This window comes from Hymenobacter citatus (assembly GCF_014333615.1).
In the GTDB taxonomy this organism is placed as follows: Bacteria; Bacteroidota; Bacteroidia; order Cytophagales; family Hymenobacteraceae; genus Hymenobacter; species Hymenobacter citatus.
The window spans coordinates 89470-113093 of record NZ_JACSCY010000010.1 but is presented as its reverse complement, the minus strand read 5'-3'; the positions used below and the strand labels follow the sequence as shown (position 1 = coordinate 113093).

At 59.2% G+C, this 23624-nt stretch carries 14 protein-coding genes; 4 read left to right on the top strand and 10 right to left on the bottom strand.

Going from position 1 to position 23624, the window contains the following annotated elements; all coding sequences use genetic code 11:
• Positions 1–2: 2 nt before the first annotated feature.
• Both H8B15_RS13490 and H8B15_RS13485 read left to right on the top strand, forming a co-directional pair.
• Entirely contained in the window at positions 3–1265 is a 1263-nt protein-coding gene (locus tag H8B15_RS13490) for an efflux RND transporter periplasmic adaptor subunit (protein ID WP_187320216.1), read from the top strand.
• Positions 1266–1472: 207 nt separating this feature from the next.
• Complete coding sequence (locus tag H8B15_RS13485; RefSeq protein ID WP_187320215.1) at positions 1473–2447, top strand: AAA family ATPase; 975 nt, start codon at positions 1473–1475, stop codon at positions 2445–2447.
• On the opposite strand, the gene H8B15_RS13480 is transcribed toward H8B15_RS13485, so the two are convergent.
• Positions 2440–3750 (bottom strand): lipopolysaccharide biosynthesis protein, encoded by a 1311-nt coding sequence (locus H8B15_RS13480; RefSeq protein ID WP_187320214.1) that lies wholly within the window; start codon positions 3748–3750, stop codon positions 2440–2442. The genes H8B15_RS13485 and H8B15_RS13480 overlap by 8 nt on opposite strands.
• Entirely contained in the window at positions 3747–4943 is a 1197-nt protein-coding gene (locus H8B15_RS13475; protein ID WP_187320213.1) for a glycosyltransferase, read from the bottom strand. Before H8B15_RS13475 ends, H8B15_RS13480 begins: the two co-directional genes overlap by 4 nt.
• Before the next feature lie 118 nt (positions 4944–5061).
• Here H8B15_RS13475 and H8B15_RS13470 point away from each other — a divergent pair, with 118 nt between their 5' ends.
• Both H8B15_RS13470 and H8B15_RS13465 read left to right on the top strand, forming a co-directional pair.
• Positions 5062–5949: a YicC/YloC family endoribonuclease gene (locus tag H8B15_RS13470; RefSeq protein WP_187320212.1), complete on the top strand. Its 888-nt coding sequence runs from the start codon at positions 5062–5064 to the stop codon at positions 5947–5949.
• A gap of 377 nt (positions 5950–6326) precedes the next feature.
• Positions 6327–6821 carry a hypothetical protein gene (locus H8B15_RS13465; RefSeq protein ID WP_187320211.1) on the top strand — a complete coding sequence of 165 codons (495 nt, stop codon included), beginning with the start codon at positions 6327–6329 and terminating at the stop codon, positions 6819–6821.
• A gap of 154 nt (positions 6822–6975) precedes the next feature.
• On the opposite strand, the gene H8B15_RS13460 is transcribed toward H8B15_RS13465, so the two are convergent.
• From H8B15_RS13460 to gatA, 8 genes are all read right to left on the bottom strand, one after another.
• Complete coding sequence (locus H8B15_RS13460; protein ID WP_187320210.1) at positions 6976–8322, bottom strand: M28 family peptidase; 1347 nt, start codon at positions 8320–8322, stop codon at positions 6976–6978.
• Positions 8310–8726: a VanZ family protein gene (locus H8B15_RS13455; RefSeq protein WP_187320209.1), complete on the bottom strand. Its 417-nt coding sequence runs from the start codon at positions 8724–8726 to the stop codon at positions 8310–8312. Before H8B15_RS13455 ends, H8B15_RS13460 begins: the two co-directional genes overlap by 13 nt.
• A 1-nt stretch (position 8727) precedes the next feature.
• Positions 8728–9108 (bottom strand): glycine cleavage system protein GcvH, encoded by a 381-nt coding sequence (gcvH, locus tag H8B15_RS13450; RefSeq protein ID WP_187320208.1) that lies wholly within the window; start codon positions 9106–9108, stop codon positions 8728–8730.
• A 166-nt stretch (positions 9109–9274) separates the two neighbouring features.
• Positions 9275–16630: a T9SS outer membrane translocon Sov/SprA gene (gene sov, locus H8B15_RS13445; RefSeq protein WP_246455467.1), complete on the bottom strand. Its 7356-nt coding sequence runs from the start codon at positions 16628–16630 to the stop codon at positions 9275–9277.
• 135 nt (positions 16631–16765) lie between these two features.
• Positions 16766–17371: a Holliday junction branch migration protein RuvA gene (gene ruvA, locus H8B15_RS13440; protein WP_187320207.1), complete on the bottom strand. Its 606-nt coding sequence runs from the start codon at positions 17369–17371 to the stop codon at positions 16766–16768.
• 193 nt (positions 17372–17564) lie between these two features.
• On the bottom strand, positions 17565–19850 hold the full coding sequence (locus H8B15_RS13435) for an NADP-dependent malic enzyme (protein WP_187320206.1): 2286 nt from the start codon (positions 19848–19850) through the stop codon (positions 17565–17567).
• Between the two features lie 245 nt (positions 19851–20095).
• Positions 20096–22096, bottom strand: a complete 2001-nt coding sequence (locus H8B15_RS13430) for a LysM peptidoglycan-binding domain-containing protein (protein WP_187320205.1) — start codon at positions 22094–22096, stop codon at positions 20096–20098.
• A complete protein-coding gene (gatA, locus tag H8B15_RS13425; protein ID WP_187320204.1) occupies positions 22096–23535 on the bottom strand; it encodes an Asp-tRNA(Asn)/Glu-tRNA(Gln) amidotransferase subunit GatA in 1440 nt (479 codons plus the stop codon). The genes H8B15_RS13430 and gatA overlap by 1 nt, the downstream gene beginning before the upstream one ends.
• Positions 23536–23624 lie beyond the last annotated feature (89 nt).

Here is a 23624-nt window from a genome sequence, read left to right as displayed (position 1 = left end):
ACATGAAATACACGCTGCTCCTACTGCTATTCTTCGTGGCCTGCCGCCAAGCCACGCCAGAGGCCGATTCGGCCACGGTGCCCGAAGCCGACCCCACGCCCAACCCAGCGCTGGCCGCCACGGCGGAGCAATACTACACCTGCTCCATGCACCCGCAAATCCACGAGGACGAGCCCGGCGACTGTCCCATCTGCGGCATGGACCTCATCAAGGTGCAGCACCAATCGGCCACTACCACGGCGCATACCATCCGGCTCAGCGCCCAGCAGGTGCGCCTGGGCGGTATCAAGGTGAGAAAGGTAGGCGAACAGCCTACGGCCACGGCGGCAACTGGCACGGGCCTCACGCTTACGGGCCGTGTGGTGCCCAACCCCGAAAACCTGACCCAAGTAAGCGCCCGCGTGCCTGGCCGCATCGAGCGGCTCTACGTGCGCAACCCCGGCGAAACCGTGCGCGCCGGCGCGCCGCTGTTTGCGCTCTACAGCGAAGAATTGCAGAAGGCGCAACTGGATTTTCTGCTCGCCAGCGCCCAACAGCGCGAGCTATCCGGCGCCGACAACATCGACTACGCTCCGCTGGTAGCCGCTGCCCGCAACCGGTTGCAGCTCTGGGGGTTCACGGCGGCGCAATTGCGGCAGCTCCTGCGAGCCGGCAAGCCGCTAAACCCTGTGCCCTACTTCAGTTCAACAAGCGGCGTGGTGCAGGAAGTAGCCCTGCGAGAGGGCGATTACGTGCAGGAAGGCACACCCGTCTTCTCCCTCGTCGACCTGAGCACGGTGTGGGTGGAAGCCCAGCTCTACGCCACCGATGCCGCCGTGCGCGCCGGGCAGCCGGTTACGGTCACGTTTCCGTCGTTGCCGGGTAGGGAGGTGGCGGGGCGCATCAGCTTCGTGAATCCTGAGCTGGCCGATAGCAAAGTGACTTTGGTGCGCGTGGCCTTACCCAACCCGCAACGCGCCTACACGCCAGGCTTACAGGCCGTGGTGCGCATGGCCCCTACCTCGCCCCAGGCTCCAACGGCGGCAGGCGCACTACGCGTGCCTATGGCTGCCGTGTTGCAGGAGCAAGCCGGCAGCAGCCTGTGGGTGCGCCTTCCCAACGGCAGTTACGAGAACCGCGAAGTGGAACTGGGGAAGCAGGCCGGCGGGCAGGTCGAGATTCTTTCACACCTGACGGCCGGGGAGGAGGTAGTGGTAGACGGGGCCTATCTGCTGCACAGCGAGTATATTTTGCAGAAGGGTGCTTCGCCGTTAGCAAGACAGTAGAGACACAATATTTTGTGTCTCATCGTTGCTGATGTTGATTGAGCTGGCGCGGCTCTTCTCGTTGCTGAAGTTTGAACGATGCGGCCGCCAGTCGTTCAACGATGAGACACAAAATATTGTGTCTCTACCAGCAATAGCGCAACTTTCTGCGTTACACGTTCTGCTGCCGTATCTTTCGCGCCTTCTTGTTCCTACCCCTCGCCGCCTATGTCTACCCCCGATCCTGAATACTACCGCCAGAAAATTCAACAGGTTTTTGCCGAAGTAGGCAACGTGGTGGTAGGCCAGCAGTACATGGTCAACCGGCTGCTGATTGGTCTGTTTACCGGCGGCCATATTCTGCTGGAAGGCGTGCCGGGTTTGGCCAAGACGCTCACCATCAGTACGCTATCCAAAGTACTGCATTTGCACTTCCAGCGCGTGCAATTCACGCCCGACTTGCTGCCGTCTGACCTCGTCGGCACCATGATTTACAATCAGAATCAGTCGGAGTTTGAGGTGAAGAAGGGGCCGATTTTCGCCAACCTAGTGCTGGCCGACGAGGTGAACCGCTCGCCCGCCAAGGTGCAGAGTGCCCTGCTCGAAGCCATGCAGGAAAAGCAGGTGACCATCGGCGAAACCACCTACCCCATCGACCTGCCCTTTCTGGTGTTGGCCACGCAAAACCCAGTGGAACAGGAAGGTACCTATCCGCTACCCGAGGCCCAGCTCGACCGCTTCATGCTGAAAGTGTACGTCGACTACCTCAAGAAAGCCGACGAGCTGGAGGTGATGCGCCGGATGGCCAACATGAGCTACGTGGAGGCCGTGCGGCCGGTGCTGAGCAAGGAGGATATCTTCGCCATTCGGGCGCTCATCAACCAGGTGCAGATTTCTGAGACGCTGGAGAAGTACATCATTGAGCTGGTATTTGCCACCCGCAAGCCCGCCGAGTACGACCTGGCCGAGTATGCCCAATACGTGCAGTTTGGCGTGAGCCCCCGCGCTAGCATTGCCCTGCACCGCGCCGCCAAGGCCGTGGCCTTCCTCAACGAGCGCGACTACGTGCTGCCCGAAGACATCAAAGACGTGGCCACCGACGTGCTCAACCACCGCATCTTACTCAACTACGAAGCCGAAGCCGACGGCATCCGCACCCAGGATTTCATCGAAGCCATTCTGCGCAAAGTGCCGATCAGCTAGCGTCGGAGCGTTCGGCGGGAGTTGCCGCCACACTCGGCAGCAACAGCCACTTGCGGGCCAATGCCCGCCCGTAAGCAATATCGGCTGGTCCTGGTAGCAGGTCGGGCAGGCGGGTGCCCGTATCGCGCAGAAAGTGCCGGAGCAGGTATACGGTGGCGGTAGCGTAGGAAAGCGACATCGCCAGCGCAGCGCCGCTGATGCCGTAGCGCGGAATGAGGTAGGCGCAGGCCGGCAGCGTGACCGCCACGCCCAGGCCAGCAGCCACGTTGTTGATGCGGTAGCACTCCAGTCCGCTGAAATACGTGCTGCACATAATATTGAGAGCCACAGCCAGTATCCCCGGTAGCAACCACCAAAGCACGGCCCGCGTGGCCCCAAACTCGGGACCAAACACACGGGCAAGTACCGCGCCCGGCAGTGCGCACAGGACCACCAAACCCACGCCGGTTGCCAGCAGCGTGAGGCGGGTAGTGCGCAGGGTAGGGGCTAGCTGCGCCTGTTTATCAGCGGCATGTATCAGGTCGACGTATTGAATCAGGGCCGTGCTGCGCGGAATCAGCCACAGGGCTTCGGCCAGCGACACCCCCACGCTCAACACGCCCAGCGCCCGTACATCGACGTAGTGCGCCACGAAGTAATAGGATAGGCGGTAGTTGATGAACGTTAGGATGTTGGAGAAGTGGGCACTCCGGCTATGGTAGGCCAGCTCCCGCGCTACCAAGCGGAGCGGCTGCCCGGTACGCCATCGGTCGGGCAGTTGCCAGAGCGCGCCCAGGCTGAGCAGGAGCGGGAGGCCGTAGGCGGCGTAGGCGGCGTAGTAATACGCGGCTACCGTGCGTTCCCAATAGCTCAGGAAAGCCACCAAAAGCCCTCCCGCCAGCAACAGCACCTGGGCAACGGTCAGCAAATTGTACGCGGTTTCGCGCTTGCGTCCCAGCAGCAACGCAGTGTTAACAGACAGCAACGCTTGGCACACCGTTACTAACCATACATGCAGCAAATAGCCGGGGGGCACGGTTCGTAGCAGCCCTATTACTGCTGTGCCTGTGGTGCATACCAGCAAGGCCCAGCCATACGCCGGCACCAACAGCTGCCAGCTGCTATACCGCGGCGAGAGGTAAATCAACGATGAGCCGCCCAGTAGACCGGTCAACAACAGCACCACTGCGCAATCCGTCACAAACAGGCTCACACTGCCGCGCCCGGCTGCGCCCAGGTAGTGCGCCGTTAGCCACACCACCGCAAAGCTGAGCAGGGCCGTGAGCAAGCGCGTCAGAAAATGATAGAGGATACGCCGGATCATGGGGTAGGGGGCGTTAGGCCTAGCAGCTCGTTGTATAGATCAGCAAATTGCTGACCCACTGCCATATAGCTAAACCGCGCCACGGCGTGCGCGCGCATACTATCCGTGTCAAATGCTGTGGTTGGCTGTAGGATGGCGCGTAGCGCCTCGGTTAGGGCGTCTTCATCGCCGGGCGGGAGCAGCCGCCCATACCGGCCATCGGGCGGCAGCAGTTCTGGCACACCTCCTACCCGCGTAGCCACGGCAGGTAGGCCGCTGGCCTGGGCCTCTACCAGCACGCAGGGTAGGTTTTCGTAGTTGCTAAACAGCACCAAAGCCGCCGCCTGGCGCATTTCCTGGGCCACGGCCGCAGGGGGCAGCTTGCCCAGAAACTGTACGGCACCATCCAGTAAACCCAACTTGGCGGCAGCTTGTCGCACGGCGGCTTCATCGGGGCCGTAGCCCGCAATGCGTAGTGTGAGGGTAGGGCGCTCAAGGCGCAGGCGCTGCACCACGCGCAGAATGCCCGTCAGGTTTTTGGCTGCTTCATTGAAAGCCGCCACGTGCAGCAGGGACCGGTTGGGGTCTACCGCTGTGGCGGGATGAAACAACGCGGTATCCACCACGTTCGGAATCACTACGGTTTGTTGGTTATACATGCCCAACGTCCGCATGGCCTGCCGGAGGTTGTCGGAGACTGTATGCAGGGCGGCCGTGCCGGCTACCACCCGGCGCGTGAGCCAGCGTCGTACCCAGCTTAGTTGCCGGGCGCGGGCGGGCAGGTAGAGCGTCCAGTGCTCGGTGAGGAGGTAGGGAATGCCGTAGCGCAGCCGCCACCACCACGCCAGCAGGCCCGTGCGCAGCAGCACATGCACGTGCGTAAGCTGGGGTGGAGCCCCCCAATGCCGTAGGGCCTGTCGGTAGCCCTGGCCCGCGCACCAATAGTAGAGCAACAGTTTCAGTGGCTTATCCAAGGGGGCAAATCCGATTGGCCGAGCGCGGTAGTAGTAGCGCCACGTTGGAAACCCGGTGCTGTGGTCGGCCTCGCATACAATAAGGGTAGGAAGCGGGCCCCGCGCTACGGTGGCAAACACCACTGCCACTTGCGCGTGAGGCGCAATGGCCGCTACGTGCCGCGCCACGAAGTCACCCTCCTGGTCGTCGTAGCGGTGCGGGTACCACTTAGGTAGCATCAGCACACGCGGGTTGGTCATAGCGTGCAAGCTACGGGGTTTTGGGTGGCCCAAACAAGTAGGGGCGCAGGCCTGCTTCAGGCTTGGTTCGACGCTGCTGCTGTACTTTTGTTTACGTTTTACCTTTCCTGTTTTCAGTATGCTCCTGTCCATGACCGGCTACGGCATCGCCCACCGCGAAACCGACCACTACACTGCCACTGTCGAAATCAAATCGCTCAATTCCAAAACCCTGGACCTGAGCCTGCGCCTACCCCGCTTCCTGCAAGACCGCGAGCTGGAAGTGCGTAACCTATTGGCTAAGAGTCTAATTCGTGGCAAAGTCAATCTAAACTTTGAAGTAAGTCGCAACGCTGGCACTCGCACCGCTACCATCTTCAACCGCGAAGCGTTGCTGGCGGCCTATCAGGAAGTGAAAGCCATTGCGCAAGAGCTGGGCCTGCCTGCCGGTGAGGAAACCCTGTTGGCGGCTCTGCGCCTACCCGGCGTGCTGGCCGGCCCCGACCAAGCAGCAGAGCCGGAAGAGGAAATCACCTGGGACGAGTTGCTGCCGCTGGTGCACGAGGCGCTGGAGCGTATCAACCAGTTTCGCCGCGACGAGGGCCAAGCCCTGACCACCGAAATTCTGAGCTATATCGACCACATTCGCGTGGCCCTGGCAGACGTAGAGCGCCACGACCCGACGCGTATTACCCAAGTTCGGCAACGCCTGCAAAACCATCTGAATGAGCTAGCTGCGACGGAAAATTTCAATGCCAGCCGCTTCGAGCAGGAGGTGCTGTACTACATCGAGAAGCTCGACATTGCCGAGGAAAAAGTGCGCCTGATCAATCACCTGCACTACTTCACCGAAACTGTGTATCTGCCCGAGCCTACAGGCAAAAAACTCGCCTTCATTTCCCAAGAAATAGGTCGCGAAATCAACACAATTGGATCAAAAGCGAATGATTCTACTATCCAGCATTTAGTAGTGGGAATGAAAGAAGAACTAGAGAAAATCAAAGAGCAAATAAATAATATCCTATAATTGGTAGTGCTTAAATTTGGTTGATAGAAATAGTTATATGGTATTTTTACATGATTTCAAGTTTTTATTTTGATCTATGTTTACAGTACTTTATCAATGATAAGCAAGGAATGTATGTAGGGTGCGAAGAGATTTATATCGTTACAATTGACTATTTTATGAGAAATTGGCAGGGTTTTCGGAGATGGATGTAGAAAGCACAAAAATATTTCTTTTGGACAAAACTTGTCTTTAAGATTATTCGTAGTAAATTGTGCTAATCAAGCAGGGGTATGCTCTATGGCGTATCCATCATTCTTCTGAAATTCATCTTTTTTCAAGTAAATGTTATGAAAAAAGCTTTACTACTTCCGTTTCTCTGCCTTTCCATGCTTCTAATGGCTGCTCGCCCATTCGCCGAGATAGAGCTTATTAAGAAGCGCGTACTCAGCGAACGGGTTGAGATTCTCATTCCCAAAGGGTTTGAGGTAATGAGTGAGCAACAAATGGATTTCAACTACGGCAGCGCCCAAAGCCGCCCGAGTGTTATCTACACCAACAGCAAGGAAGCCAGCGTTGCCTTCACCTACACCGACAACGCAGCTGATCAGGACATGATCAACATGTACGCCGAGACGTTTTACAAAACCTACACCAAGCAGTTCAAGAACGCTAAGTGGTTTTCCAACGGTGTACGCGAAATCAATGGTCGCAAAATGGGCTACATGGAGCTGATGAAGCCGGAGTTGGGCCATGAAGTTTATACGCTGGTGTTCTTCACCGACGTAGAAGGCAAGCTGCTCATGTGCACTTTCACCTGCGCTGACCGCCAAAAGCCCGAGTGGGAAACGGTAGCCAAGCAGATCATGGGCTCCCTCCGCACCAACGGTTAAGACTAGGTAGTAGTCGAGCGTAAGTAAGAAAACCACTAGCACGTCATCAACAGGTGACGTGCTAGTGGTTTTTTGTGCGCAACGGCACAACAGTAGCGCGTTGCAGCACCTGATTTAAGTAACAGAAGAATATACTACACGTTCGCTTGGTTTCTTAAAAGGAAGCCAGAAACTGCGTAATCAACTTAAATACGCCGGAAAAAGCCGTTAGGGGCAGCGCGGCAGCTTGGTCGTGCACATCGTGGTAGGCAGTGGGGCCGCCACGGGTGTAGAGGAAGAAGGCGGGCACACCGCTTTCAGTGAAGTAGTAATGGTCGGAATTGGCAGCCTTGCCGCGGGCTGCTACGGAGGGCACAAAATGCCCAGCCTCGTTGAACTGTTGCAAGCGCTGAAAAGCATCGGGCAAAACACGGCCATTCACCACGGTAATGCCCTCCTCGCCAGTGCCCAATAAGTCTAGGTTAAGCAGGAACCGGATGCGGGGTAGGGGCACCAACGGGTGCTGCACGAAGTAGCGTGAGCCAACCAAACCAGCTTCTTCGCCACCAAAGGCAATGAACACCACCGAGTAAGCTGGACGGTTTTCGGGGCGGGCGTAGTAGGCGGCCAGCTCCAACAGCATGGCTGTGCCGCTGGCATTGTCGTTGGCGCCGGGAAAGTAGGCGCGGCGGCCCATGGTTCCCAAATGGTCGTAGTGCGCCGTAATAACCAAAAACGAATCGGGCTGGGCGGTGCCGGGCAGCATCCCAATCAGGTTTTGAGTTTGGTAGTCGTGCTTTAGCTCTGCATCTACCCGCACAGCTACCTGCGCTGCTAGGTCATCTTGTTTAGAGGTATACTTCTGCCAAACCGATTCCAAAATATCTAGGCGTACTTGGCCAGCCTGTATGGAAGCCAGTGAAGCCGTGAGCTTGGGCACCAGCGTAAAACGCATTGCTGCCGAGTCGAGGTGTTGTTGTAGGGGTAGGGGAAGGGTAGCTAGGCGGGGTACGTCGGCGTTACGGATTGCCACGCCGCCCCCGTACCAAGAGCGTTTCAACAGGCGCTGCTGGGCCGCGACATCTGTGAAAACCAGCGTATCGAGGTGGATAATGGGTGCCGCTGAAAACGGCCCGCCTATTTTGCCTGGGCCTGATTCGGGGGCGGCAATGAACTCTGTGCCTGGCTGCAACTTGCGGGAGCGGCCCAGCACCGGAAACCGCAGCATGCCAACGCTAAGATCCAGTTGCAGCTTCCCCGGAAAGGTATTGACCGTGAGCGGAAAAGACTGGGTATAGTCAGGCGCCAAAGGCTGCAAACCCAGTTGCCGAAACCGTTGCCGTAGGTAGGCGGCGGCGCGCTGGTCGCCGTCGCGTACATAGCCGCGGCCGTGCATGTGGGGCGCGGCGAGGGTAGCAATGGTGTGGCGTACGCGGGACATGTCCTGCGCCAGTGTCCCGAAGGGTAGGAGCCCTACCCCCAGCAGTAGCCAGCGGCGCCCGGTAACTATCAGGCTTGCCACCAGCGCCTCAATAGCCAGGCTGCACCCAGGCCTGCCACGGTGCCCAGCGTGTCGCTGATGAGGTCGGACCATTCGCCGTGGCGGCCTAGGTTCATGGTCATTTGCAGCACCTCAATCAGCGCCCCAAACAAGGTGCAGCCAACGCCTACCCACCACAACGCCCGACGGCGCAAGGTAGGGAAGCGGCGCTGCCGCCGGGCCGAGATGTAGGTGGTAAAAGACAATACCGCAAAGACACCTGCGTGGGCAGCCGTGTCAAACGATAGCAACTCCCACTGCGGCGTATTGGGCATTTCCTGGGCTGGCGTGAGGGTCAACACCAACACCAACGCCGCCCACGTGGCCGGCACGCCAGCAAAGGCGCGCGGCGACGCGGGCGGCGTTATGCTTGTAGAAACCGTCAACTTAGGCGCCTACTATTTCGCCATAGGACTCAGCCGTCAGCAGCTCGTCCAGCTCGGCGGGGTTGCCCACCGACATCTTGATCATCCAACCGTCGCCGTAGGGGTCGGAGTTCACTAGCTCGGGGCTGCCATCGAGGGCGGGGTTGATTTCCAGCACGGTGCCGGTGAGCGGGCTAAACAGGTCCGAAACCGTCTTCACGGCCTCTACCGTACCGAATACGTCGTTTTGAGCCACGTCTTTGTCCAGCGTATCAATGTCGACATACACGATGTCGCCAAGCTCTTTTTGCGCGTGGTCGGTGATGCCCACGTACGCTACGTCGCCTTCAACACGCACCCATTCGTGCTCTTTGGTATACTTCAGTTCAGCGGGGAGATTCATGCAATGCCTGGTTAAAATGAACAGCCCTCAAAAGTACGGGAAAAGGTGAGATGGTGAGATAGTGAAATGGTGAGTTTGCTGTTCTGATTGCGCTATTGGCGCATTTCGCGCAATCAGAACAGCAAACTCACCATTTCACTATCTCACCATCTCACCATCTCACCTTTTACTGCGACAGGCTATAGCGAAGCTGGATACCGCCTTCGGTAGCCGCGTTGCGGAAAGAGTTCTGCACGCGTGGAGCCGTTACGGTGCGCGTGAAGTAGAATTGCAGGTTCAGGCGCTGGTTGAGGGTGTAGTCGATGGTAGGGCGCAGCAATACCTGGCGGGTACCGCTGGTGACGAGGCTCACAGCAGTGCCCACATCCACGCCGTCTACTACCTCGTCAATGGTGCGCTGGATGATGGTGTTGTCGCGAATCGACATGTCCAGGCGGGCATTGAGCTGGTTGCGCAGCACTTTTTGTTCGCCCCCAATGCGGAAAGGTAGCTTCAGGCGGTCCGTCACGTAGCCGAAGCCTATCACCATCTCGGTGGTGTGCAGCTCCGTTACCTGGGCGTTGATGGTGTTCAGGCCTACGTTGCGCGTTACGCGGTACTCCAGGTTGCCGGATACCTTTTGCAGGGTTTGGAACGTGAGGCCAATCAGCGGGGCCAGTTGCTCCGAAATGGTTACCTGCCCCAAAATGTAGTAGGGAACGAACAGGTTGTTGTCGTTGGTGACGGTCGCAAACTCGTTGTTTTCAGGCGCTTTAGTATAAAGCGTAGAGGTAGTGTAGCTGTTGATGCTGTACACCGAGGTGTACGCGTGCTTGAGCGTGACGGAACGAAAGTAGCGCTGTACGAAGGGCAGTTGGGCCAAGCCGTTGTACTGAATAGTCCAGTTGGGCAACGGGACTTTAAATTGCGTGGTCGGGCTGCCACCCTTCGCCTTATAACCATCCGACGACTTGCCGCGGTAGGCATCCAGGAAAGCGGGGAGTAGCACATCCTGCGAGTTGTAGCTGTACACGCCAGGAGCCGTATTGGCGGCCGTCAGGCGGTCATACACAAAAGCTCGGTTCTGCACGAAGCGGTTGAAAGCCTTGGAAATCGTACCCTCCGCCGACCGGTCGCCGAACAGCGTTTGGATGGAGATGAACGAGGTGCTGAACGAGCCCGAGCCCAACGGATTGCTGGCCGTAGCCGTGTTGCCTGGTACGGGTAGCAACGTCTCCTCATCAATAGCCCGACGGTAGAATACTTCACGGTTGCGGACCTGCTGCTGGCGCGCATCCAATTGAATATTGAAGTCACGGAAGGGTTGCAGGGACGTGCGCAGCGTCAGGTTCTCGGTGAACAAGGAGCTGAGCGGCGTATTCAGCAAATCGCTGCGCTCGGTGTACCAGCCGTTGCTGGCGGCGCGCTGATACAGTACATCCAGGTCCGAAAAGTTGCTGTATTGCTTGCCCAGCAGGAACGGAATACCCGGTGCATCAAACGAGCTATTCATCCCGAAGAACTGCGTGCCGGGTAGGTAGCCTGGCAGCAGCGTGCCGTTGCTGCGGGTGTAGGTAAAGTCCAGGGAGCGGGCCGTCATCAAGGAGCGTAGTACCGCCTTCAGCGCCCGGAGCTCGGGACCTTTGCGGGTGGAGTCGGCGGGGGCTCCGGCTACGCCGGGCGCACCGGGCGGAGTAGGCTTGGGCTTAATAATGCGGCCTTTCTCATCGCGCTGCACGGGTGGGGGCGGCGGGGCGTTGTTGATGATGTTGAGGAAGCGCACCTTGTTGTAGAGCTTCACCAGATCAATCTTGCCCGTACCACTCAGCTCGCCGTTGTTCTGAATGGTGTTGCCGAGGGTCGTGCTATCCGAGAGTGGGTTACTGGGGACGCGTTGCACGCGCAGCGCCGTAGAAGCCGCCTGCCAAGTGTAATTGGCCGAGTAGCGCGCATTCATCGATACCCAGTCGGTGAGCGGGAATTTATTCAGCGGCACAGTCCAGGTCACAGCCACTTGCTGGGTGAAGTTGGTGGTACGGCCCCCGCGCAGCAGGTTATCACGAATCAGGTCGCGGTTCTGCTGAGCCTGATCGGAACTGCCCACAGCCCGGCCTACTCCTTCATCCACAATCGCGCGGTTGTTGGCCGTGTAGTCCAGAATCAAGGATTTAGCCAGGTCCCACTTCAGGTCGTAGATGCGGTTGAAATAGAAGCTTTTCTGAAAAATACCTGCAATGCCCGCCGTGGTGGGTAGGGTGCCAGGCTCCAGCACGCGCTGCAAAAACCGCTCGTTGTAGCGCCGGTCCAGGTCGGCCCTGAACGAGAAGCGCGAGGGTAGGGGCGTGAAGTTTACCTCCTGCAAAAACTTCAGGTAGGGCGAGTCCAGCGCCTTCAGGCTGGCCAAGGGCGTGTAGTTCTTGGGTGTGGTCTGATACACGTAGGCCAGCGCCCCCGTGAAGGTGCGGGTGTAGTCGCGGTCGGTGTTGATGTCGGTATGCGTGCGCTCGGTAATGGCGTAGCTCACGGCAAAGTTCTCAATGTCGTAGGGGCGTACCGGCTTTTGTGGGTTGAGGCGCTCCTTGTGGGCGTTCAGAACGCTGATGCTGCGCTGGCTGGTTTGCGAAACGACTTCCTTCTCGTACTCGCGGCGCAGCTCTCGATTAGAACCAAACTTTTGCAGCGACTGCGTGAGCTTGGTATCGGGGTCCAGCGGGTCGTACTCAGGCTTGCTGACCTCGGTGCCGGCCTGCACCAGCACGGGTAGCCGCAGGCCCAGCTTTTCGGGCAGGAACTTATCGGCCGCAATGGTGGCATTCACGTCGCCGCGCATGATGTCGCTGGTGGTGCGCTGTTGGAGCTTGTCCTGCAAGCCGCCGAAACCCGAGGTAACGTAGCTGCCCGTAGCCGTTACGTTGGCCACATCGGCCAGCTGGGTATTGAAGCGAGCCGTGGCGGCCCAGGCGCTCTTGCGGTCAAACTCAAACACCCGAAACTCGTCGGCCCATACCGTTACGGACTTACTGGCGCCGTTGTCCAGGGGGTTGAGAATGCCAATCATGGCGCCCTGCACCTGCGAGAAGTCGGGGTTGCCTACAATCGTAATCCGGGCGCCGTTGGGTAGGTCTACGTTGTACGGGGCGAAGTAAAACTCGGACCCCAGCCCATTCTGAACGGCAACGGCGTTACGCGCCGCTTTGGCATTGATGAAATCCTGGAACGCCACCTGAATCTGGTTGGCGTCGGGCCAGATTTCGGCGGTGGTAGAGGCACCGGGGCGGGTAAGCTTCAGAGGAAGTGAATACTCGTAGTAGTTCTGGGTATAGTCGGTGCCGATGCGGACGAAAGCGCGCACGTCGTCGTCGTTCACGGTAGGATCCTGGCTTTCGGCGTGCAGGAACATCCGCAGCTGCTTGTAGCGTAGCAGGCTGATCTGAATGTTTTTGTAGGCCGCTTTGCCGTAGCCGTCGCGCAGGCCGTCTACAGCCAGGCGCAGGCTCTGCTCGTTTTGCCGACGGTTCACGGTGCTGGAGCCATACTCTTGGTCGCGCTGGATGCCGGGCGGCAACACGTACGGAATAGCCCCCGACGTATTGGCCGACGCGCCGTTTTCCTCCAGGCTCACCGTCGAAATGGCAAAGCCCTCGGCGTCGGTGTCGTTGTTCAGCACGGGCTGACCGGGGGTAGCAATGGTGCTCAGGAAGCGGCGCCACTGGTTGGCCACAAATTGCGGCTGCACCAGGCGCAGCACCACCGGCTGCTGCCACTGCGTGAGGTAGAGGCGCACAAACCGGATGGACTTGAACCCAAACGGCTGCCCATTGGGCGTGCCCCGCACGGCCGAATACTGCCGCACCGGCACCCGGAACTGGTACCACGACACCGACTCGCCATTGGAACCGGCAATGCTACGCGTCACCTTGTCCACGATGTAGTTCTGGCCCACCACCATGTTGTTGGGGCGCAGCTGCATACGATACTCGTAGTAGCGCTCCAGGTCCGTCACCACGTTGTCGCGGTTTAGGTCTTCCTTGTCGGGGTAGGCGGTAGAGCTTTGGTTGGTATCGGAGGTGGAGTTGCCCTCCATGCCGTTGTACTGCTTGTAGCGGCCCAGAATGTGGTTGCCAGCCACAGTACCGTTGTACTGGCCCGAGAGGTGGTGCAGGAAGTCGTCGCCGGCCGGGTCGTCCAGGGTAGAGAACGGACCGGGTACTCCCAGCGCTTTTTCGGCGGTATTGTCTACCCCATCCAGCCCCACGTCCTGCTGCGCCCGCGCCCCGTTGGCAGCCGAGAAGGCATCGGTCAGGAATTGCTGGGTGGTAGCCCGTCCCCAGGATGTGTTCTGCGTCAGGTTGGCCGCGTTGTTGGTGCCATCGGGTAAGCCGTTCTCAAACTCGTTGATGTTGTTGTCGCGCAGCACATCTTCCGACACCGAGCCCAGGTTGATATAAAAATCACCGCCAGGGTTGGCCGAGGCCACCGTCTCGTTCACCCCATCGCGAATGACGTTGTTGCCGTTGTTGCTTTGAATGAACGGATCCATCATCCAGAACTCAATGTACTCTACGTTGGCGTTGTCGAAGTCCGTATCGAAGGTGATTTCGCGGCTGATGGCGCCGTAGTTGCTCTGTGGTGACCCAAGCAATTGGGTGCGGCCATTGGGGTCTCTGGGGTCGAGAGTTACCTGCGGGTTGTAGTTGTACTGCCCACGCTCCGTTGGGAAGTAGGCCAGGTCCAGGGGCAGCTCAAAACCGTTGCCGGTAGCGCCTACGTCGCGGGCCGGGAAAATCTCCGTGCGCGGAATGCCCCGCACGTAGTGGTTGCGCAATTCCTGCGTTCCAATGCTAGAGGGCTTGCTCGGACCATTGGAATAATAGGTCTGATCCACAGTATACCAAGCCAACTTAGCGCGGCGATACGCAAAGGGTAGCCCCTGTAGCTGAGAACCTTGAATGGGTAGGGGCGTAGCGCCCAGGCGCCATACCGTAGCCGAGTTCAGGCCGGCCAGCGTGTAGGGCGTGCGTGCATTCTCGAAGTCATCGAGGTAGGAAACGCCGTTTTCGCCGCGGCCCAGCTCGGTTTTGCCCGGCAGCAGCTGCGCAAACTCCCCGCTAAACGCCACCGACGACGGCGCCTTGGTGCTCAGGCCCGGCAGCATGTCCAGGTACTTGGTGAGGGCCCGCGACTCGCGGCGCATGTTCACGTCGAAGCCGTAGATGGTGTTGTTGTTAGGCTCGTCGCCGATGGCCACGCGGTTGATGCCGGGGGCCTGGTTTTCAATCAGCTTCAGCATGGTAGCGCCAAAGTTGATGTCGGGGCTGAGGCGGTAGTCGAGGCGCGTGCCGATGAGGCGGCGCGGCTGCACCTGCACCACCGCGTTTTTCTCGAAGGTAATGCGCAGCTCGTTGGCCGAGTTGAGGTAGCTCGGGTTCAGGACCTTCACCTGGGCCTGATCGTAAAATACCTGGTAGTCAACTCCTTCCTGCAACAGCGTACTACCCGCGTACACCCGCACCGAGCCCTGAGCAATGCCAAAGCCGGGTAGGCTAATGACATCGGTAGACGTGGCCTGGTAGCGCCCACGCAGGAAAAACTTGTCCTTGTCCTGCACCTGTTGGGCATCGCTCTGCACCTGGTTATACAGGGCCGAGTACACGTACTTGTCGATCAGGTTCTGCTCAGTGCCAGCTATAAACTGATTCTGCAAGTAATTGCCAAATGGCTCTACCTCCGGAAAATAGATGCGCCCCAGGGTAGGGTCGATGGTGATGCCCGAAATATAGTCGAAGTTGCCGTCGGAGTTCCGGTCGTTGTTAGGGTTCAGGTTGTCGAGGTTGAGCACCTGAATCAGCGGCACGTTCCGCACGTTCTGCCCTTCCTTCAGCGAAATCAAGTCTACGCCCGTCACGTCGTCCTTGTACACCACTTGCAGCTGGAAGTTCTCGCGGTTGAGCTGCGTAGCGTTCAGCGCGTACACGTTCTTCATCAGCAAGTCCCAGGTAGGGAGGTTGCGCGTGACCAGGTTGGGGTTCTGCGGATTCACGTTGGGGTCGGCCAGGCCCACGCCAGGGTTGGTGGCCTTCAGCATCTTCAGGAAAATCACCTGATCGGGATTGACGCTGGCGTAGTCATCCACCAGCTCTCCTACCTTGTATACCTGGCCGTTGTAGAGGTATTCGTAGCTCACGCCCAGCACCTGCTCGGGCAGCAGCTGCGTGTTCAGCGAGAGGTAGCCCAACTGGGCGTTGAAGGTGTATTCGGTAGGCGCCAGCTTGCGCGCACGCACCCGCTCGAAGTCAATGGCTTTCACCAATCCCAGCGAATTCAGGGAGTTGTCTACCGTGAGGTTGCCACGGTCCCGGCGTACCTGTTCGTACTCGGTGTTTTGCCCGTTGCCGGGCGGCGTGTTCACCGTGCGGTTGCCTTGCAGGAACTGCGGGCGGTACACCCGAAACGGCTCGGCCAGGTCCATCAGCGGCACTACGTTGCGCAGATCAGTGGCCGTGCGGTTGTCGTTGGTCACGTACACCTCCAGGCGGCGGATTTCGATGCCGCTCTGCACGGTGGGCAGGTTGCGCAGGGCCGCGTTGTACCGGTCGCGGAAAAACTGCGACAGGAAGAAGTGCCGGTTGTTTTCGTACTGACTGGCCTTGATTTCGAAGTTGCGGCTCTGCCCGCCGTTCTGCACCGTCACGGCGTCTTGCTGACCGCGCAGGGTGCTGGCCACGGCCGTCACGCCCAGGCGCCCAAATTGCAGTTGGGCCTTCACCCCAAACAGGTTCTGGCCGCCCGTAATCAGGGAGTTGTTCAGGGGGAGGCTCACGTTGCCCAACTCCACCTTCCGGATAATCTCCGTTTCGTAGCCCGTGTAGTCGAGCTTCATATTGTTCTCGAACTCGAAGGCCGCCTTCGTGTCGTAGTTGAACGTCACCCGCATTTTCTCCCCGATCTGGCCGGTGAGGTTCAGGTTCATGTTCTGCTCGTAGTTGAAGTCGCCGGTGCGCTGCTGGCGGAGCGTGAGGGTAGGGTTTTCGTTACGGTTGAAGCGCGCGCCCATGCGCAGCGTCACGGCGCCTTGGGGCCGGATGTCCACGTAACTACCCCCGAAGATGCGGTCGGCCATGGGGCCGAGGTAGATTTTCGGAATCAGTCGCTGGGCCGTGGCGGGCGTGTTGGCACCGCCCGTTACGCCGCCGGCCGCCTTTTCGCGGTAATAATCGCGCACGGCCTGCTGCTGCCGAAACCGCGAATACTCCTCAAACGTCATCCGGCTCGGATTTCGATAATCGATATCCGAACCTATTTTCTCGTTTAAGTCGTAGTAGTCTAAACTGTCGCTCGCCACCACCTCGGGTTTCACGTTGGCGGGCTGGTCGAGCAGTAAGGGCGAGCGGCGCCGGGTAGGCGACGTGATACCCTGCCGGTCCGTGGGCGCCACCTTGGGGCGCGTGCTGGGCCGGTAACGACTGGTATCGGGCAGCACTACGCGCGGGGTATCCGGCAGCAACTGGGCCACCACGGGTAGGCGGGTCAGAAGCCGGTGCAAGGTAACCGCAGTAGGTGCCAACGGCTTCGCCTGCGACCACCAGGTCACCAGCAACGCACACAGAACCAGCGAGGAGGAGAGGTGTTTCTTATCGAAGCTCAAGGAAGTGAAACGGCCGCGTGGCCGGGAGGAACGCTAATGGGTCTTAAGAGCAAACTTAATCAATTCCTCTACGCTCAGCTCGTTGCCGTGCTTGTGCTGGATGGTATCCAGCGTTTTTTCTGCCGCCGTCCGCGCAAAGCCCAGAGTCACCAAAGCCGCTAACGCTTCCGAGCGGTTGGTATTGTGTGCTTTGGCCAGTGGCACGGTATCCACACCGGCTTTAGCCAACAGCTCATCCTTCCGCAACCGGTCTTTCAGCTCCAGCACTACGCGCTGGGCAGTTTTCGGGCCAACTCCCTTGATACTCTGGATGGAACGCACGTCCTCACTCACAATGGCGTGCCGAATTTCGCCCACGCTCATGCTGCTCACCATCACAATGCCCGTGCCCGGCCCAATGCCCGACACCGAAATCAGGTGCATAAACAGGGCTTTTTCGTTGGGGTCCAGAAAGCCGTACAGCGCGTTGGCGTCTTCCTTGATGTGCTGGTAGGTGTATAATTTTGCCTTTTCGCTTTCGGCGGGCAGCTTGGAGTAGGTGGCCAGCGAAATCTTCACTTCATAGCCAATACCGTGCACGTCGAGGATGGCGAGGGTAGGGTCTTTATAGGCAAGCGTGCCGTCGATGTAGGCAATCATGGAGGGGAAGTTGGGAGTAGGGCGAGTTGCTACTAACTGCTCAGAAAACAGCTGGCTGTTTGTGCAGTGTTCAGTTCAAAGTTAACCCGGTTGCGGCAATAAAGCATCACGGCCCAGCACAAGCAACTACCAAAACGCAGAACGCCGCGCTACCCTGCTTGTGGTAGCGCGGCGTTCCAGAAAAGAAAGCTATTTACACCAATTTTTCCCTACCCTTTGCCAGCTGCTGGGCATCGGCTACGGCAATGGCGGCCATGTTCACAATCTCGCGCACCGAGGCGCCCAGCTGCAAGATGTGCACCGGCTTGCGCATGCCCATCAGCACCGGCCCGATGACCTCGGCGCCGCCCAACTCCTGCATCACCTTGTAGGCAATGTTGCCGGCCAGTACCGTGGGGAAGATGAGCGTGTTGGCACCGCCGTATTTGGCCAGCTCCGAGAAGGGGTATTGCTCCTGCAACAGCTGCGGGTTCAGGGCGGTGTTGGCTTGCATCTCGCCGTCCAGAATCAGGTCGGGGTAGCGCTGCTTGGCTAGCTCCGTGGCGCGGCGCGACTTATCGGGAATAGGGCCGGGGTTGGAGCCGAAGTTGGAGTAGCTGAGCACCGCAATGTGCGGTTCGTTGTCGAAGAAGCGCACCGTGCGCGCCGCTAGGCCAATGATGTCCACCATTTCCTCGGCCGTGGGGTCGATGTTCACCGTGGTATCGGCGAAGAAGAACGGCCCGCGCTTGTGCTGGATGATATACATACCGGCAACGCGCTTCACGCCCTCATCTACCCCAATCACGCGCAACGACGGCTGAATGGACTTGCTGTAATCCTTGGTCAAACCCGTTATAAACGCGTCGGCCTGGCCGGTTTCCAGCATCATCGAGCCGTAGTAGTTCCGCTCGCGCATCAGGCGCTGGGCCTCGTAGAGCGTGATGCCCTTGCGCTGGCGCTTCTGAAACAGCAGCTGGGCAAACTCCTCGCGGGTAGCCTTTTCCTGAATGTTGTCGATGATTTCGCAGCCGGTCAGGTCGAGGTTGCTGGCGCGGGCAATTTCCTCCAGTTTCTGGCGGTTGCCCAGCAGCACGGGCTTGGCAATGCCCTCGTCCACCAGCGTTTGGGCGGCTTTGAGAATTTTGTAGTTGTCGCCCTCGGCAAATACCACCCGCTTGGGATTGGATTTGGCCGCCGACGTCACGCGGTTCAGCAGTTTCTGGTTGGCGCCCAGGCGGCCGCGCAGCTCGTCCTCGTAGGCAAACCAATCCGTAATCTGACGGCGCGCTACCCCGCTTTCCATCGCTGCCCGCGCCACGGCGGGGCTCACGGTGGTAATCAGGCGCGGGTCCAGGGGCTTCGGAATCAGGTAAGTACGGCCAAAGGCCAGGGTGTTGTCGCCGTAGGCTTTGTTCACCAGGTCGGGCACCACATCCTTAGCCAGCTCGGCTAGGGCGTGCACGGCGGCCAGCTTCATGGCCTCGTTGATTTCCGTAGCCCGCACATCCAAGGCCCCCCGGAAGATGTAGGGAAAGCCCAGCACGTTGTTCACCTGGTTGGGGTGGTCGGAGCGGCCCGTGGCCATAATGATGTCCGGCCGGGTTGCCATGGCCAGATCATAGTCAATCTCCGGGTTCGGGTTGGCGAGGGCAAACACGATGGGGTTATCGGCCATCATCAGCAGCAGCTCAGCCGGCAGCACATTGGCCGCCGACAGGCCCAGAAACACATCGGCGCCGCGCATGGCCTCGGCTAGCGTTTTGATGGGCCGCTGGGTAGCAAAGCGCATCTGCATGTCGGCCAGATCGGTGCGCTGGTGGTTGATAACGCCGTCCTTATCGAACACCACCACGTTCTCCAGCTTCACGCCCAGCTCCAGGTACAGGCGCAGACACGATACCGCCGCCGCGCCGGCCCCGCTCACTACCAGCTGCACTTCGTCAATCTTCTTCCCTACCAACTCCAGCGCGTTCAGCAGGGCCGCCGAGGTGATGATGGCCGTACCGTGCTGGTCGTCGTGCATCAGCGGAATGTTCATCTGCTCGCGCAGGGCCGTCTCGATGCGGAAGCACTCGGGCGCCTTGATATCCTCCAGGTTGATGCCGCCGAAGGTAGGCTCCAGGGCCTTCACGATGCGAATAAACTCGTCGGGGTCGGTGGCGTCAATCTCAATATCGAAGCAGTCGATACCCGCAAACTTCTTGAACAACACGCCCTTGCCCTCCATCACCGGCTTGCTGGCCTCGGGACCGATGTTGCCCAGGCCCAGCACCGCCGTGCCGTTGCTGATAACGGCCACCAAGTTGCCTTTGGCGGTGTACTTATACACATCGTCGGGATTGGCAGCAATGGCCAGGCAGGGCTCAGCCACGCCCGGCGAGTAGGCCAGCGCTAGGTCAGACTGCGTACTGACGGGCTTGGTGGGCACTACCTCAATCTTCCCGGCGGGTTCTTGGGAGTGGTAGTTGAGGGCGTCTTGTTTGTTGATTTTCAGCATGAGCAAGGAAAGTGGGTGGCAAACCGTCGTGGGTGCGACGAAGGGGCAAAGGTAAGGCAGCGGTTGGCAAAGGTAGGCGCCCCTGGAAAGAAAAGCGCCCCAGGCAGTAGGCCGGGGGCGCGGGGTAGGGCAATGTCTGTGATTCCGACCGCAGGGAGAAATCTCGCGTGCTGACGTTGAATACTGTCTTTCGTCAGCACGCGAGATACTTTGACAAGCGGACGCTAGATCAAGCAGGGCGGGCTTTAACTGGTCTCCACAATCAGCTTTTGACCCGGCTTCACAGCATCCGATTTCAGATGGTTCAGCCGGCGCAATTGCTCCACTGTCACGCCCTGGTAGCGGCGCGAGATGTTGTAGAGCGTGTCGCCGGGCTGCACCAAGTAGGTACGGGGCGGCGCAAGGGTAGGGGCAGCAGGTTGCGAACGAGGCGCTGGCTTGGGAGCCGCAGCGGTTAGCACAGGGGCTGCCGGAGCCTCTTCCTCTGCCTGTGTCACGTAGAGCGTCAGCTTTTGCCCTGGCATCAATTGGCTGGAAGCCGAAGGGTTCCAGTCCATCAGTTGGGCCACGGTTACCTCGTGGCGCTGGGCAATCTTGCTGAGGTTGTCGCCGCGCCGCACGGTGTAGAGAGTGGCAGCCGTATCCGCAGGCGCTACCGTTGCTGTTGCTATGGAGGGCGTTTCGGGTGTTGAGGTAGGGCGTTCCTGATGAGCAGGGGCCTCCGTGCGTCGGGCAACGGACCGGGTAGGGGCTGCCGCGGCGGTGGCAATAGCCGCCGCCGGCGCAACCGGTTTCACCACTGCTACCGGCGTTACCACCGTGCCATCTGCCCGCCGCGCCGATGCTACGGTGGGTAGGGCCTCCGGTACTTGGGCCGCTACCTTTGTATACGTCGGGGTAGGAGTAGGCTGTTTTTCGGTGGGTGTCGGTACAAATACTAGGAGCTTCTGCTGGGCCCGCAACGTCTGCTGGCGGCTACTCAGCTTGTTCCAACGCCGTAGTTGGCTTTGCGAGACATCATAATGTCGGGCTACTGTGGCAATGGTCTGACCTCGCCGTACCGTGTGCACCTTGCGTTGCAGGCGCGGCGCTTCAGGTGGCGGCGCGGCGGCCAGCAACGCTGGAGCAGCTGGCGCACCCGCCATGCGCGGTGGTAGCGGTACTAGGGGCTGCGGCAACTCCCGCAATGGCTGGCAGTAGGCAAACAGCGTAGACCGATCAACGTTGACCAACTGCGCCCGGAGCGCCGAGGGTATCTGAATAACGTAGGAACGATACCCCGACGGCAAATATGCCCGCTTGATTTCTGGGTTATATCGCAGCAAGGCTAGCGAGTCGGATAAGCCTACTGCTTGGCTGAGGCGGCGCAAATCGAAGGCCCTGCCGCGCAGGTGCAGCGTATCCAACGGCTCAGCGTATTGGTAGCGAAGCTCGGGCGAGTGCAGCTGGTGCTCCCGCGCGTACTTCATGGTATACATGATGGCCGTGAAGGTAGGCACGTAGTTGCGCGTCTCCTTCGGCATGTGCGGGTACAGGTCCCAGAAGGTTTTTTTACCCGTCCGGCGCATCACGCGCTGCACATTGCCTACCCCCCAGTTATACGAAGCCAGCACCAGCTCCCAATCGTGAAAGACGCCGTAGAGGGCCCGCAGATACTTGCAGGCTGCTTCGGTAGCCTTCTCGGGGCTCATGCGTTCGTCTACCCACTCGTCACGCACCAAGCGCCAGTCGCTGGCGGTAGGGCCCATAAATTGCCACAAGCCGGTAGCGCCTACCCTGGATTTGGCCGTCGGAATCAGGGCTGATTCCACTACGGCCAGGTATTTCAGGTCGTTGGGTAGATCGTACTTCGCCAAATACTTCTCAAAAATCGGGAAGTACATATTCTCCCGCTCCAGCACCCGCTGCGTGTAGGCACGGTTGCGCTGGGTGAAAAAGTTGACGTAGGCCAGCACCGAGTTGTTGAACACGTGCGGCATATCGGTTTCAATACAGCCTACCCGGTCGCCCACCAGGTCGCGCAGCTCGGGGGGCGTCTGTGCCCACAGCAGCTTCACGGAGTCGACGGGCGCCGCTACCAGCGAATCGGGGGGCAGGGTCAGCAGGTTCACCTGCACAGTATCATCGGGAAGCGGGAGCGAGCCAATGGGTGGAGCAGGCAGCGTTTGAGCCGTTCCTATCCTTCCAAAAGCCAGAAATAACAACCCCGGTGCGGCTACCCGCTTCCACAACGACAACTTCTTCATCAGGGCAGCGCGGGTGTTAAAGACTCGGCAATCGAGTTGGCAAAAGCCAGCAGGTGCTCCTCGCGGAATGCCCCAGCCAGAAGCTGCAAGCCAATAGGTAGTCCCTCGCTGTCGGTGCCCGCCGGTACCGAAATAGCCGGTACCCCAGCCAGCGACGCCTGCACTGTAAAAATATCGGCCAGGTACATCGCCAACGTATCCTTGTTCACATCGCCGATATGGAAGGCGGTGGTGGGAGTAGTGGGCAACACCAGAAAATCGTACTGGCGTAGCAGTTCGTCTGTCTTTTCTTTGATCAGGCGACGCACCTGCTGCGCTTTGGTGTAGTACGCATCGTAGTAATCGGCCGATAGCACGAAGGTGCCCAGCAGAATCCGGCGCTGCACTTCCGGCCCAAAGCCTTGGGCGCGGGTTTTTTTGTAGAGCGATTCCAGATCGGTAGCGTCTGGGGCGCGGTAACCAAACTTCACGCCATCGTAGCGGCCCAGGTTGGAGCTGGCCTCGGCAGTAGTCAGGATGTAATAAGTAGGAACGATATAATCGAGGTAGGGAAAGTCTACGGCTTCCACCACGTGGCCTTGGCTGCGCAGTAAATCCAGCGCCTCTTCCGTAGCCGCCTTAATTTCCTCATTCAAACCCGGCCGCTCCAGGCAGTCCTTAATGTAGCCGATGCGGTATTGCGCCGCCGGCTCCAGTTGCTGGCTGTATGCCGGCACGGGGTGGTGGCTTACGGTGCTATCAAAATTGTCGGCCCCGGCCATTACTTCTAGCAGCAGCGCTGCATCTTCCACCGAGCGCGTGAGCGTACCAATCTGGTCGAACGAGGACGCGTAGGCAATTAGCCCGTAGCGCGAGATGCGCGAATAGGTAGGCTTGAAACCCACCACGCCGCAAAACGCCGCCGGCTGCCGTACCGAGCCGCCCGTGTCAGAGCCAATAGAAGCCAGGCACAAATCGGCCTGCACCGCCACCGCCGAGCCCCCCGACGACCCGCCGGATACCCGGTCGGTGTCTAGTTCATTGCGCACCGGCCCGAAGTAGGAAGTTTCGTTGGAAGCGCCCATGGCAAACTCGTCGCAATTTTGGCGACCAATCAGGATGGCGTCTTCGTCCAGCAAGCGCTGCACGGCCGTGCCGGTAAACAAGGAGCGGAACCCATCCAGAATATGGCTGCTGCTCTGCAACGCATGGTCTTTGTAGGCCAGCACGTCTTTCAGGCCAATTACCATACCGGCCAGCTTACCGGCCGTGCCGGCTTGCAACTTGGCGTCCACAGCATCGGCCTGGGCGCGGGCCTCGTCGGGCCACACTTCCAGGAAGGCATTCAGATGTTGCTTCTGCTGGATGTTATCCAGATAATACTCGACGAGCTGACGACAGGTAGTAGTGCCTGCCGTCAGCTCGCGACGAACTTCCGTGAGGGAGTTAAAGCGTTTCAAATCGCTGGGTCAGTGAAGTGAAAAAAGGAATTGTCAGGAAGTAGCAGTCTGTTACCGGCAAGCCGTATAGGCTTGCGTGAAGAACAGAC